At 72.0% G+C, this 12,187-nt stretch carries 10 protein-coding genes; 1 reads left to right on the forward strand and 9 read right to left on the reverse strand.

The window, feature by feature from the left end; translation table 11 throughout:
• Positions 1-27: 27 nt before the first annotated feature.
• The 9 genes from BLV05_RS33940 to BLV05_RS33980 form a co-directional block, all read right to left on the reverse strand.
• Positions 28-1,521, reverse strand: coding sequence for a glycosyltransferase family 4 protein (locus BLV05_RS33940; protein ID WP_152691054.1), 1,494 nt, complete (start codon positions 1,519-1,521; stop codon positions 28-30).
• Positions 1,518-3,215, reverse strand: coding sequence for a glycosyltransferase family 4 protein (locus BLV05_RS33945; protein ID WP_152691055.1), 1,698 nt, complete (start codon positions 3,213-3,215; stop codon positions 1,518-1,520). Before BLV05_RS33945 ends, BLV05_RS33940 begins: the two co-directional genes overlap by 4 nt.
• Complete coding sequence (locus tag BLV05_RS33950) at positions 3,196-4,557, reverse strand: glycosyltransferase family 4 protein (protein WP_160312827.1); 1,362 nt, start codon at positions 4,555-4,557, stop codon at positions 3,196-3,198. Before BLV05_RS33950 ends, BLV05_RS33945 begins: the two co-directional genes overlap by 20 nt.
• Before the next feature lie 35 nt (positions 4,558-4,592).
• On the reverse strand, positions 4,593-5,795 hold the full coding sequence (locus BLV05_RS33955) for a glycosyltransferase family protein (RefSeq protein ID WP_152691056.1): 1,203 nt from the start codon (positions 5,793-5,795) through the stop codon (positions 4,593-4,595).
• Entirely contained in the window at positions 5,788-6,885 is a 1,098-nt protein-coding gene (locus BLV05_RS33960) for a glycosyltransferase (RefSeq protein WP_046772074.1), read from the reverse strand. The genes BLV05_RS33955 and BLV05_RS33960 overlap by 8 nt, the downstream gene beginning before the upstream one ends.
• 4 nt (positions 6,886-6,889) lie before the next feature.
• Positions 6,890-7,675, reverse strand: coding sequence for an ABC transporter ATP-binding protein (locus tag BLV05_RS33965; RefSeq protein ID WP_046772092.1), 786 nt, complete (start codon positions 7,673-7,675; stop codon positions 6,890-6,892).
• A 10-nt stretch (positions 7,676-7,685) separates the two neighbouring features.
• Entirely contained in the window at positions 7,686-8,564 is an 879-nt protein-coding gene (locus BLV05_RS33970) for an ABC transporter permease (RefSeq protein WP_046772075.1), read from the reverse strand.
• A gap of 127 nt (positions 8,565-8,691) precedes the next feature.
• Positions 8,692-9,864 (reverse strand): glycosyltransferase, encoded by a 1,173-nt coding sequence (locus BLV05_RS33975; RefSeq protein ID WP_046772093.1) that lies wholly within the window; start codon positions 9,862-9,864, stop codon positions 8,692-8,694.
• Positions 9,861-10,949, reverse strand: coding sequence for a glycosyltransferase family 2 protein (locus tag BLV05_RS33980; RefSeq protein ID WP_046772076.1), 1,089 nt, complete (start codon positions 10,947-10,949; stop codon positions 9,861-9,863). Before BLV05_RS33980 ends, BLV05_RS33975 begins: the two co-directional genes overlap by 4 nt.
• 124 nt (positions 10,950-11,073) lie before the next feature.
• Here BLV05_RS33980 and BLV05_RS33985 point away from each other — a divergent pair, with 124 nt between their 5' ends.
• Positions 11,074-12,186: a COG1361 family protein gene (locus tag BLV05_RS33985; protein ID WP_152691057.1), complete on the forward strand. Its 1,113-nt coding sequence runs from the start codon at positions 11,074-11,076 to the stop codon at positions 12,184-12,186.
• Position 12,187 lies beyond the last annotated feature (1 nt).

The following is a 12,187-nucleotide window of genomic DNA, read 5'->3' on the forward strand; positions in this document are numbered from 1 at the left end:
AACCATGGGGCACCCAGGCGGTACAGCTCAGAGCGACACGACCGGCTCCCCCGTCACTGTCGTCTCGACCACATCCCAGCCCACCGGCTCGGCCGACGGCTCCGGTACCCGGCCGGCGACCTTGGCGTACACCTCGAACAGCACCTCGGTCTGGGTCTCCCACGACAGCTCGGCCAAAAGCGGCCCGGCGATGTTCGCGCGCAGGTCGTCCCGGCGCGGGACCGCGGCACGGTACGTGGCCGCCAGCGAGTCCGGGTCACCTGCGACGAAGACCTCGCCGACGCCGTGGTCGCGGACGAACTGCGAGTTGGCGCGCAGATCGCTGACCAGCAGCGGGATCCGGGCGTGCAGATACTCCGACAGCTTGGTCGGCGTGGACGCCTCGTAGTTGGGCGAGTGCAGGGACGCGATCACACCGAAGTCGGCCGTGGACAGGTAGGCGGGGACCGCATGCGGAGGCACGTACGGAGCGACCCCGATGCGGTCCCTGACCCCTAGCTCATCGGCGAGTCCGAGGAACTCGTCCAGTAGAGCCGACGGATTGGCGACGATGGCCAGCCAGACGTCGGGGAGCCGCGTGAGCGCGGCGATGACGGTGTCGATGCCCCGTTCACGGGCAAGATACCCGCTGTAGACCAGCAGCGGCGCGTCCGCGGGCACACCGGCGGCCGCGCGTACGGACGGCGGATCGGCCAGCTGGACGTCGCGGATGGGGACGTTGCGCACGACCGCGGGCAACTGCGCCAGCCCGTACTCGTCCTGGAGCATCCCGGCGATCTCGCCGCTCACCGTGACCACGGCGTCGGGCTGGTGAATGTACTCCTTCTCGTAGGCGCAGTAGGCCGCGGTGGTGACCGCGCCCCCCCAGTCGACGGCCGACACGTGCTCATGGGCGTCGTAGGCCCAGGCGACGGTCCGCCCGGCCGCGCGCATGCGCCGTACGGCCTCGGCCACCACGCCGATCATGATGGCGTCGTTGGCGTGAATGAGATCCGGCTCGAGCTCCTCGAGCACCGGCCCGAAGGTCTGCTGCCAGTCCAGCAGGATCGGCCAGTCGCGGCGCCACTGCACCTGGTCGGCCGGGACGTCGGGGGTGCGCACGGTCTCGCGGCCACGTCCCCAGCCACGGACCCGGTGCAGGAGCCGGCGGGCCTGCAGCTCCGCCTCGACCACCGGACGCCGCCAGCCCGGGGCGGCGGCGCGCTTGCGCGCCACGTAGCGCCCGAGGGCCGCGCCGGCCGCCTTCGCCTGCGTATCGTCGCGGTAGGCCAGCGGCGACCGGCGAGGGGCCACGGTGCGCAGGCTGCGCTCGTAGGCGTCGTGGTTCGTCCGCCGAATCGGGATGCGCAGCACCGTGATCGGACCGAGCCGAGTCTCCTGGCGACGTCCCCGGCCGAGGCCGATCAGGGTCACGTCCCAGCCCGCGCGCGCCGCCGCCACCGCGGTCTTGATGACCCTGGAGTCGCCGGTGATCCGGTTCGGGACCACCACGACGATGCATGGTCGTTGCCCGGTCTTCATGGGGTCTCCTCCGCGGGCGCAAGCAGCTGCCGGACAACGGTGGCCTCCGGCCGCCAGGCCTGGTCGGGCAGGCCGCCCATGAGCTCGGCGTAGATCTCGCGGACCTTCTCCGCCTGCGCCGCCCAGGAGAAGCGATGGCGCAGCTTGTCGTCGTCGGCGATCCGCTTGCGCAGCTCCGGCAGCCGGTCCAGGACCTCGCGGAGCGCGCGGGCGCAGTCGTCGGCGTCGTCGGCACGATGGACCGCGCCGAGGTCGAGATCGCGCACCAGTTCCGCCTGCGCCTGGGTGTCGCTGGTCACGATCGGGATGCCTGCGGCGAGATACTCGCAGAACTTGTTCGTGATGGCCATGTCGTGGTTGGGCGCATGCAGCAGCGGACTGACCCCGACCGTGGCGGAGCGGAAGTACCTCGGCACCGACTCAGCGTCGACATAGGGCGCGAAGTGCAGCCGGTCACGGACAGCGAGGTCCTCGGCGAGATGCTCGAGCGCCACGGTCGCGGTGTTCGCGCGCTTGACCACGACGACGAGATGGACGCCAGGCAGCTGCGGCAGGGCGCCGACGACGGTGTGGACACCGCGCTCGTACACCACGCCACCGCCGTACACGAGCAGCGGCACGTCCTCGGGCACCTCGGCGAGGTCGCGGACCGACGGGACCTCCGCCTCCGGGTCGCCGGCCACCGTCGCGTTCAGCACCACATCAGGGGTCTCGCGCAGGTGGTAGTCGGTGCGCAGCACCTCGGCGATCTGCGGCGACACGGTGATGATCTTATCGGTGTCGCCCAGGTACTCCTGCTCGAGCGCACGCATGGCGGCGACGCGACGCGGCTTCACGTTGGCCAGGCCCAGGACGTACTCGTGCGCGTCGTACACGACCTTGACCATGCGGCCGTCGAGAGCCGCCCGGTGTGCGTGCTGGGCCGCGGCGCCGAGGAGATAGACATCGTGGACATGGACGACGTCGGGGCGCAGCGAGTCGAGAACAGGCCCGATGGCCAGCTCCTGGTCCACGATCTCCGGCGCGACGTCGCGCCACCGCGCCAGCCGCGGGAACCGCTGGTAGAGCGCCAGCCGGTTGCCGTTCCCACGCAGACTGGACGTGCGGTCCTTTCCGCGACGGCGCCGGCTGGTGAACCGCAGCGGCGTCGCCATGGCCGCGAGCACGTAGCGCTGGACCTTGCGGTAGCGCCAGCTGAGTTTCAGCAGCGCGCCGGGCGGCGCCGGGCGCTGCGGTGCAGGACCCGCGGGGCGGTCGTGGTCGCGCTGCGTGCGGCCGCGGACCGACCGGATCGCGCGAGTGGCGCGCTGCCACGGCGCGAGGCCCACCCGGTACTCCTCCTGTGTGACGTACCAGGGACGGATCGCCCGGTAGATCTCGGCGAACCCGTGCCCTAGCCGCCGCAGCCGCGCGCGGAGACCCGCCCCGCGGTACCGGGCAGGCACCGCGACCTGCACGACGTCCAGGTTCTGGAAGAGCAGGTCGCGGCTGGAACGACCGGACGACAGCCCCACGGCGGTCACGCGCACGCCGAACTGCGCGACCGTCCGGGCGTACTTGAGGACCCGAGCATCGACGACGACCGTATTGGCGCTCATCATCACCACGTGCGGACGGCTGTCGCCGGCGTGCTCAGTGTGGTCGGGCGCGGTCTCGTCGGCCTTGTGCATCGTGTCAGTTCTCTCGTCGATCATGTTCATCGCGTGCTGTCGCCCGCACCTTGTCCTGTCGGCTTGCGAGTATGTCACGGACCGGCGTCGCTCCCGCCACGCTCTCGTAGAGGCCGCGGATCACCTCGACCTGAGCGGCCCAGGAGAAGCGGTGTCGTAGTTCGGAGTCCGCGCGCATCCGCGCCGCGAGCCGGTCGTGGTCAGCCAGCGCGGCACGCACCGCACGGGCGCAGTCGGCGGCGTCGCCGGCCTGGTGCACAGTGCCGAGGTCCAGCTCACGCACCAGCGCGGCCTGCGCCGGGGTGTCGCTGGTGACGATCGGCAGTCCAGCGGCGAGATACTCGCAGAACTTGTTCGTCACCGCGACGTCGTGGTTCGGCGCACGCAACAGCGGGCTCAGCCCGAGAGTGGCGGACGAGATGTAGGCCGCGACCTGGTCCGGCGGCACGAATGGCGCGAAGTGCAGCTGGTCCCCCACGCCGAGCGCCGTCGCGCGGGCCTGCAGCCAGCGGGTCATCGACCCAGGCCGGTTGACGACGACCACCAACTGCACACCAGGCAACTCCGGCAGAGCGTCGACGACCGTCTGCACGCCCCGTTCGACGACGAGGCCGCCGGCATATACCAGCAGTGGCGTGCCCGCGGCGACCCCGGCCACCTCCCGCAGCGGCCGCACGGCGGCACCGGAGGCGGACTCGACCGGCGCGTTGAGCACGACGAGCGGCCGCTCGGCCAGCCCGTGGTCGCGCTGAAGGAGGTCGGCCAGCGGATCGGAGACGGTGACGACGCGGTCCACGGCGCTGATGAACCGCTCCTCGAGCAGGCGCAGCGCGGCGACCCGTCGCGGCGCGACGTTGGCCAGGCCCAGGACGTACTCGTGCGCGTCGTACACGACTCGTACGGGACGACCGTCGCGAGCGGACGCGCGGGCGAACCGCACGGCGGCGCCGAGCAGGTAGATGTCGTGGACGTGAACGACCCCCGGCCGCAGCCGGCGCAACTCGACGGCGATGGCCCGCTCCTGCCGCCGGACGTCGCGCAGCACCAGGCGGCCGGGTACCAGCCACGGATGGCGCCGGTAGACCTCGATCCGCCGTCCGCTGCCGCGAAGCAGGGCGTGCCCGCCGTCGCGACGACGGCGGGTGCGCAGCTCGCGGCCGAGCCGGACGGTCAGGCGGGTCCAGATACGCGCTACCGCAGTTGGCCGCTGCAAGGCGGCTTGGACGACGGGCACGGCACCGAGCGTCGTCTCGGTCCGGGCGCCTGTTGGCGACAGCCCGACGGCGGTGACGCGATGGCCGAGACCGGCCACCGTCGTCGCGTACTTCACCACGCGGGCGTCGTGGACGACGGCATTCGCGCTCACCATCACGACCTCGGGCGACATGGGACCGCCGGTGGTCAGGCGCGGCGCGGCGCGGAGCCGGCCGGCTCGGGCACCGTGCCCACGAAGGCGGCGAGGACGGAGGCGGATCGGCGGCCGTCGTGGATCTCGGCGGCGAAGTCGGCACCAGCCGCCGCATGCTTGGCCGCCGCGTCACGGTCCGCGACGAGGGCCCGCAACACCTGTTCCAGAGTTTCGGGCGTGGACTCAACGATGGGCAGCTCGCGGCCGGTGTACTCGCGCACCCGCGCACGGACCTCCTCGGTGACGTGCCCGACGACCACGCGTCCGGCGGCCATCGCCTCGCACGCGGCGACACCGTAGCTGCCGAGCCGGAACTGGTCGAGGACGACATCGGCATCCTGGTAGACCGCAGGCATGTCCGCGGGCGACACACCTTCGACGCGGCGGTACTCGACGACGCCCCTGTCAGCCAGCGCGCGGACCACCGGGTCCACCAGGTCCGATCCCTTCATGGGTGAATTGCTGGGGGCGTGCGCGACGACGGGCCGGTCGCGCGCCATCACGGGCAGGCCGGTAGCCCACCGGCCGACGTCGACGATGACCGGCAGCCACGCGGCATCCGGCAGATCGTCCAGCAGGTCGGGGGTGGACACGTACACCGGGCCGTCATGGGCGCGCATGAGGTCGCGGTTGGCAGTGGAGTTGATCTGGAGACTGCGCAGCCGCGCTGCTGGTAGGTCGGTGAACGGCGACCACGGATAGCGGTCGATATGGTCGGACGGCACCCTGACATCGGAACCGTGGGACACCATGGCGACCCGAAGCCCGGCCGACCGCAGGATCGGGAGATCGCCGGTGCATCGGTCGCCCCACGGGTCGCGCGCGCCCAGCACCGGACGGGCCGCCTCGATGAGCACGTGTGTGTATGCGCGGGTGACATAGGTGCGTTGCTGCCGCTGCCAACGCGGCGACAGGAAGGTCTCGCGCGGCACCGCATAGTCGGCATCGAAGTCGATGCGGTCGTTGAGGACGGCGAAGGCTTGCGCGGTCACACCTGGTGCGGCGTCCTCAGCCGCACGGGCCCAGGCCCAGCCCTGCCCGGCGAAGTTGGCCGGGCCCACCAGAAGTCGGACCGGTGTGTCCGGCATCGGCGGGCGAGATGGCAGCACGACCGGCTCACGCAGCTCGGCAACACGCCTGCCCAGGCGGTTCGCGCGCCCCCGAATACGGCGCAGCGGAGCCTTCACGTCAGGCATGGACGTCCCGTCCGAGGAGGCGGGCCACCGCGACGGCCAGTTCGTCGTAGGGACTGGCGCCCTGCTGGGCCGTGGCCCAGTCATGAGCCGCCTTGGCCAGGACGTCGAGCTCGGTCCGGGACTCGGACCACCGTCGCAACGCGGACGCCGCGTCGTCGACGCTGTCGACGACGACGCCCGCACCGGTCTGCTCAACCAGCGCCGCCTGCCGGGGCAGCCGGGTGGTGAGTACCGGCATGCCGCTGGCGAGGTACTCGTACAGCTTGGTCGGCATCGCCTCGCGGAACGCCGGGGTCTCGCGGAGGAACACCAGGCCGACCCAGGCACCCGCGACGATGCGCCACGCCTCGGCCGGCGGCTTGCGGCCGTGCAGTCGCACCCGGCCGGCGACGTCGGGTTCGAGTAACCGCTCGCGCAGCCGCGCCGCATCGCCCGGCGCGACCGGCCCCACGAGGTCGAGGGTCCATTCTGGCACCCGTGCCACAGCCTCGACCATGTCGAACAGTCCGCGGCTCTCACGCAGATCGCCGACATAGACCGCCCGCGGCTCCGGGTCGACGCCGTCGGCAGAGCTCAACAGGCCGAGGTCAGGCATGTTCTCGACGACCATCCGGTGCCGTGCCGTGGTGGGCGGGATGTGGTGGTCGACAACTGAGGTGATATCGGCAGACGCGGCGAGCTTCGTGCTCAACCGCACCACGAGCTTGGCACCCAGACCCAGCGCGCCGCGCGCCCAGGCGCGGTCGGCCAGCAGCCGGGCGTAGTCCTCGTGGACGTCGACGACGACCTTGCGGCCGCGCAGCGCCCCGACCGCTCGTGCGACTGGCACGACGTCGGGGTCGAGGGTGATGAGCACCTTGGCACGGCAGCGCAGCGGCGAGTTCACCGCGCGAAACGCACGGCGGATGAGGCTCCCTCGTGGCGACGTGACCACGCGAGCGTCGCGCGGCCCACCGGTGACGTCACCGAGCCCGAAGACCTCGACGGACAGTCCCTGCCGGACCAATGCCGCGGCGATCTTGTGCAGCCGCGCGTCGGCAACGTCGTGACCCGCGGAGACGATGCCGACGTCGGACCGGAGCGCGCCCACTGTGTCAGAGATCCTCGAGGCTGAAGGCGTCCTCGCCCACCTTCAGGAACTTGTTGTACGCCGCGTTCACGTCCGCCGACGGCCCCCGCAGCATCAACTTGCCCTTGTGCAGCCAGATGGCCTCCTCGCAGAGGTCGCGGATGCTGGCGGCGGAGTGGCTGACCAGGAACATGGTGCGTGCGGTACCGACCACTTCCTTCATCTTGGCCGCGGCCTTCTGCTTGAACTTGGCGTCACCGGCTGAGAGCGCCTCGTCGATCAGCAGGATGTCAGGGTCCATGTTCACCGCGACGGCGAAGGCCAGCCGCTGGTACATGCCTGAGGAGTAGGTGCGCATCGGCATGTCGATGAAGTCGTCGAGTTCGGCGAACGCCGCGATCTCCTCGTACTTCTCCTGGATCTCCTTGCGGCTCAGCCCGCCGGCGAGGCCGCCGAGGACGACGTTCTCGCGACCCGACAGCGTCGGGTTGAAGCCGACACCGAGCGAGAGCAGGGTGCTGACCCGGCCGTGCACCTCGATGCGACCCTTGGACGGCGGGAGGATTCCGGCAAGCATGCGCATCAGCGTCGACTTCCCGGCACCGTTGGCGCCGATGATGCCGACGGTGGTGCCGTGCTCGACATCGAACGAGACGTTCTGGACCGCGTGTACCTCTTTGACCGCCCGCTCACCCCGGCCGAACCGGACGAGAGCGGTCTTGAAGGTCGGTACTCGCTCGAACGTCGTGCGGTACGTGAGCGAGACGTCCTCGACTCGCACCGCGAGATCGCGGCGCTTGGCGGCAGGCACCTGGGTCACCTCAGAGACGGACGACAAATTCCCGCTCCCTCGACATGAAGTACCAACCACCGAGCAGCAACGCCGCGATCGCCCACAGGGCTGCGGCGACCCAGAGCGTCACGCTGGGCACGACCCCGCGGACGATGAGGTCGGTCCAGCCGCCGATCATGGAGAACAGCGGGTTCAAGTACATGAGCCAGCCGACATCGCCGAAGGCGTCTTCCAGCCGTTGCTGCCCCATCTCCGGGTACCAGAGCACCGGCGACAGGTAGAGCCAGATACGCACGAAGTACGGCAGGAAGCTGGCGGTGTCGCGGAAGTACACCTGCAGGGTTCCGAACACCATCGCCATACCGGCGGCGAACACCGTCAGCATGATGAGGAAGTAGAGCCCGAGCAGCATCTCCCATCGCAGCGGATGACCGAAGGCCAGGTGGATGGGGATGTAGACGATGAGCGTCGGAAGGAACCGGAAGAACGCCGTACGCACCGCTGACAACGGCAGCAGGAGCTTCGGGAACGGCATGTTGAGCAGCAGGCTGCTGCCGCTCACCACACTGGACGCTCCACTCTGCAGTGCGCCGGAGAAGTAGTAGAAGAAGAAAAGCCCGGCGCACAGGTGGACGAACCGCTCCGAGGCATCGCCACCGCCGCCGATGATCGTCACGAGCAGGTAGTAGACGATCGCGAGCAGCAGCGGGTTGATGACCAGCCAGAGCTGCCCGAACGTCGTGTTCGTGTTGGCCGCCCGCATGCCGGTGCGTGAGAGCTCGGCGGCGAACTGCCGGCGCTGCCACAGCGCGCGGAAGTACGTCCGCAGCTTGGGCAGCCCCGCCCTGTGCGGCTCGTACACGTGCACATACGAGGTGAATTCCTCGTCGACACGAGTGGCGTTCATCGAAGGCTTGCCTTTCTACCGCGGCCGGGCGCTGGATCGGGTGGATCCGCACCGGATCGGGTCAAGGGTAGACGACACACAGACGAAATATCGCACCCGTGGGCCACGCGCGACGATGTATGCCATCTCACGCCGTCCCCAGGTCCGCGTACACGCCGGCGAGCACACGGGAGTCGTGCTCCCAGGCCAGTTGCAGCCGAGCCTTGCCCACCGCCTCGACGTAGCCAGTATAGCCGGACGCGACCGCCTCTACGGCCGTGGCCAGCGACGACGCGTCGCCAGGCACGTACAGGCGGCCGAGTCCGTAACGGAGCACGAATGCGTGGAGTTCCGGCAGGTTGGCCGCCACGACCGGAACGCCCGCACGCACGGCGTGGAAGAGCTTGTTCGGCAGCGCCAGCCGGTGGTTCGCACAGGTATCGGTCAGCGTGACGACCGCCACTCCGACCTCCTGGTACAACCGGTCGACCTCGGGCAACGGCATCGGCGGCAGCACCTCGACGCCGGTGGTGTCGAGGCGGTAGCCGGGGTCGGCCGGTCCGGCGACGACGGTGCGCAGCGACGGCAGCCGGGCGGCCGCACCGACGACCGCCTCGAGGTCGCGGCCGGGGCCGATGCGCCCGGCGTAGGCGAACCCGGCCGGCTGGTCCGGCAGCTCCGGCGGCTCGTGCTCGGCCAGCGGGAAGGTGTTGCGCACCACGCGGACGTCGGGCAGGCCACGGCCGCGCAGCCGGGCGGCGATGCCCTCGCTGACGGTCAGCACCACCCGCGCCTGTCCGGCCAGCCGGGTCTCGCTGCGCCGGCCGCGCCACCGCGCGAGCGGGGTGGGCCGGCCCGGCAGCCCGCGGTCGAACCACAGCTCGTGGCTGTCGTAGACCAGCTTCGCCGACCACTGGCGGGCGAGGTCGGCGCCGAGCGCCAGCGTGTTGAAGTCGTGGGCGTGCACGACGTCGTGGGCTGGCCGGCCGGCCAGCAGCCGGGCGGCGTCGTCGCGCCAGCGCCGCTCGGTGCGCTCGCGGTGCTCGGGCAGCAGCAGCCAGCGCCCGGCCCGGCGCACCAGCGCCTTGGGGCCCGACGAGGACGCCAGCGCGACGCCGACGCCGCGCGGGGTGCCGGGCGGGCGCATGCCGCGGGACCGGGTGACCGACTCGACGGTGACGTCGTCGCCTGGGTCGAAGCCGTCCGGGACGTCGCGGCCGACGATGTGCACGGAGTGCCCCTCGGCCGTCAGCGTGGCGGCCTCGCGGAGCACCCGCGAGTCGCCGGCCACCGGGGACTGCACGAGCATCAGGACCTTCACGTCGCCGGTCCTCCCGCGGCCGCGGCGTCGCGGGCGGCGCCGCGCCGCGACCGGGCGGCGTCGCGTGACCCGAGGATGAACCCGGCGCCCCACGTCAGGTGCATCGTCGCCAGGACGGGCGGCAGCCAGGCGCGGGCGCGGGCGGGCAGCCCACGACCGGCCAGCGCCGCTGCGGCCGTCACGCCGAGGGCGTACCCGGCCGGCGCCAGCCAGCCGATCAGCAGCCACGACGGCCCCACCAGGCCGGCCAGCCCGGCCACGGTGCCCACGGTGACGGCCACGGTGACGGCGGGCGCGGCGAGGTAGCGGACGTTCGCGGTGTCGGGGTACCGGCGGACCACCTCGCGGCGCCACTGCCCGGTCTTGAGGAACTGCCGGGCCAGTGCGCGCAGGTTCGGCCGCGGCCGGTAGCTGACGACGAGGTCGGGCGTGAACCAGACGGTCTCGCCGGCCGCCCGGATGCGGTAGTTCAGCTCCCAGTCCTGGGCCCGGACGAAGTGCTCGTCGAAGCCGCCGAGGCGGTCGAGCACCTCGCGCCGGAACACCCCGAGATAGACGGTGTCAGCGGGGCCGGCCTGCCCGCCGAGGTGGAACTTCGCGCCGCCCAGCCCGAACGGCGACGTGTACGCCCAGGCGACGGCGCGCTCGAAGTCGGTCTGCCCCTCGGCGTTCATGATGCCGCCGACGTTGGCCGCACCGGTGCGCTCCAGCTCGGCGACGGCGGTGCGGATGTAGTGGTCGGACAGCACGCCGTGACCGTCGACCCGCACGACGACGCCGTGCCGGGCGGCGCCGAGCGCGGCGTTGAGTCCGGCGGGCGTGCGGCCGGCCGGGTTCGCGACCAGCCTGACCCGAGGGTCGGCGGCGGCGAGCTCGCGGGCGAGGTCGTCGGTGCGGTCGCGCGACGGGCCGAGCGCGAGCACCAGCTCGAGCTCGCCCGGGTACTGCTGCGCGAGCACCCCGGCGACGGCCTCGGCCAGGTGCCGTTCCTCGTCGAGCACGGGCATGATCACCGAGACGGCCGGCCACTCCCGCTCCTCGGGCGCGGCCGGCCGGTCGGTACGGGTGTGATCGGCGGCGTTCATGTCGGCAGGCACCTTACCCGCTACCGGTCGCCGGCAGCTCATTGATCCACTCACCGGCGCCGGGCAACCTCCGTCGCCGCCCGGGCGTCGTCCCCTTGAAGGCGAATCCTCGGAGGGGATCACGATGCCACGCACCCATACCCATCGACGGCACCGCCCACTCGGGCTGTTGCTGGCCGCGTCCGCGCTCGCTCTCGGCCCGCTCGCCGGGAGCGCCGCGGCCACGCCGAGCCCGGAGCCCACGGCCGAGGCCGAGGTGGTCCTGGAGGCGACCCTGGACCCGCGGAACGTCTTCGCGTCGCCGGGCTCGGTCGTCCCGCTCGAGGCGACGGTGACAAACACCGGGACGGCGGACATGACCGGCGGGAGCGCCGACTTCGAGGTGACCGGCGACGCCACCGTCGTCGGCGTCGAGCCCGGCGACGGCTGCGAGCAGGTGTCGCCGCAGCGGGTGGAGTGCCACACCGACGCCGCGCTGGCGGCGGGCGAGTCGGCCACCGCGACCTTCGAGGTCCAGCTGCCCGACAACGTGTCCGAGACGATCGTGGGCGACGCCACGCTGACCGTCGCCGGCGACAACGGCGGTGAGGCCACCGCCACGTCGATCCTCGAGGTCGGCCCGCCCGACGGCTACCACCTGCGGGTCACGGCCCCGGCATCCGCCGAGGGCGCGGCCGCCGAGTCCGTCGACCTGCTCACCACCGTGAGCAACGACGGCGGCATCGACCTCGCCGGCGCGAGCCTCGACGTCGAGGTGCCCGACGGCGCCACCATCACCGGCGTGACCGTTCCGGACCTCGTGCCCGGCACCGAGCGCCCGGACGAGGGCTGCGCGATCGTGACCCCGCGGCGCCTGGAGTGCCACACGGAGCAGACGCTGATCGCCTACGACGGCTACTACGAGGCCACGGTCGAGGTGCTCTTCGACGACGACGCGCCGGCCGGCGAGCTGGGCGTCGCGACCGTCCGCGGCGCGGGCGACCAGGGCGGCGACGACACCGTCGACACCGCCGAGGTCGTGCTGACGGTGCTCGAGGGCGGCGGCACGGAGACGGGCGGCACCGAGACCGGCACGGAGACCGGCGGCGACGGTGGCACGGCCGGCGGGAACGAGCTGCCGAACACCGGCGGCGACGAGCTGGCCGACACCGGCGCGGGCCGGCTGCCCGTCCTGCTGGCCGGCGCCGTGCTGCTGGCGGCCGGCGGCGCGCTGCTGCTGCGCACCCGCCGGACCTGAC

Origin of the sequence: Jiangella alkaliphila (assembly GCF_900105925.1) — a bacterium.
Lineage (GTDB): Bacteria > Actinomycetota > Actinomycetes > Jiangellales > Jiangellaceae > Jiangella > Jiangella alkaliphila.

Bases quoted from the DNA above. Each gene is read 5' to 3' on its own strand.
- BLV05_RS33940 (WP_152691054.1), bottom strand. From the start codon at position 1,521: ATGAAGACCGGGCAACGACCATGCATCGTCGTGGTGGTCCCGAACCGG.
- BLV05_RS33945 (WP_152691055.1), bottom strand. From the start codon at position 3,215: ATGATCGACGAGAGAACTGACACGATGCACAAGGCCGACGAGACCGCG.
- BLV05_RS33955 (WP_152691056.1), bottom strand. From the start codon at position 5,795: ATGCCTGACGTGAAGGCTCCGCTGCGCCGTATTCGGGGGCGCGCGAAC.
- BLV05_RS33970 (WP_046772075.1), bottom strand. From the start codon at position 8,564: ATGAACGCCACTCGTGTCGACGAGGAATTCACCTCGTATGTGCACGTG.
- BLV05_RS33980 (WP_046772076.1), bottom strand. From the start codon at position 10,949: ATGAACGCCGCCGATCACACCCGTACCGACCGGCCGGCCGCGCCCGAG.
- BLV05_RS33985 (WP_152691057.1), top strand. From the start codon at position 11,074: ATGCCACGCACCCATACCCATCGACGGCACCGCCCACTCGGGCTGTTG.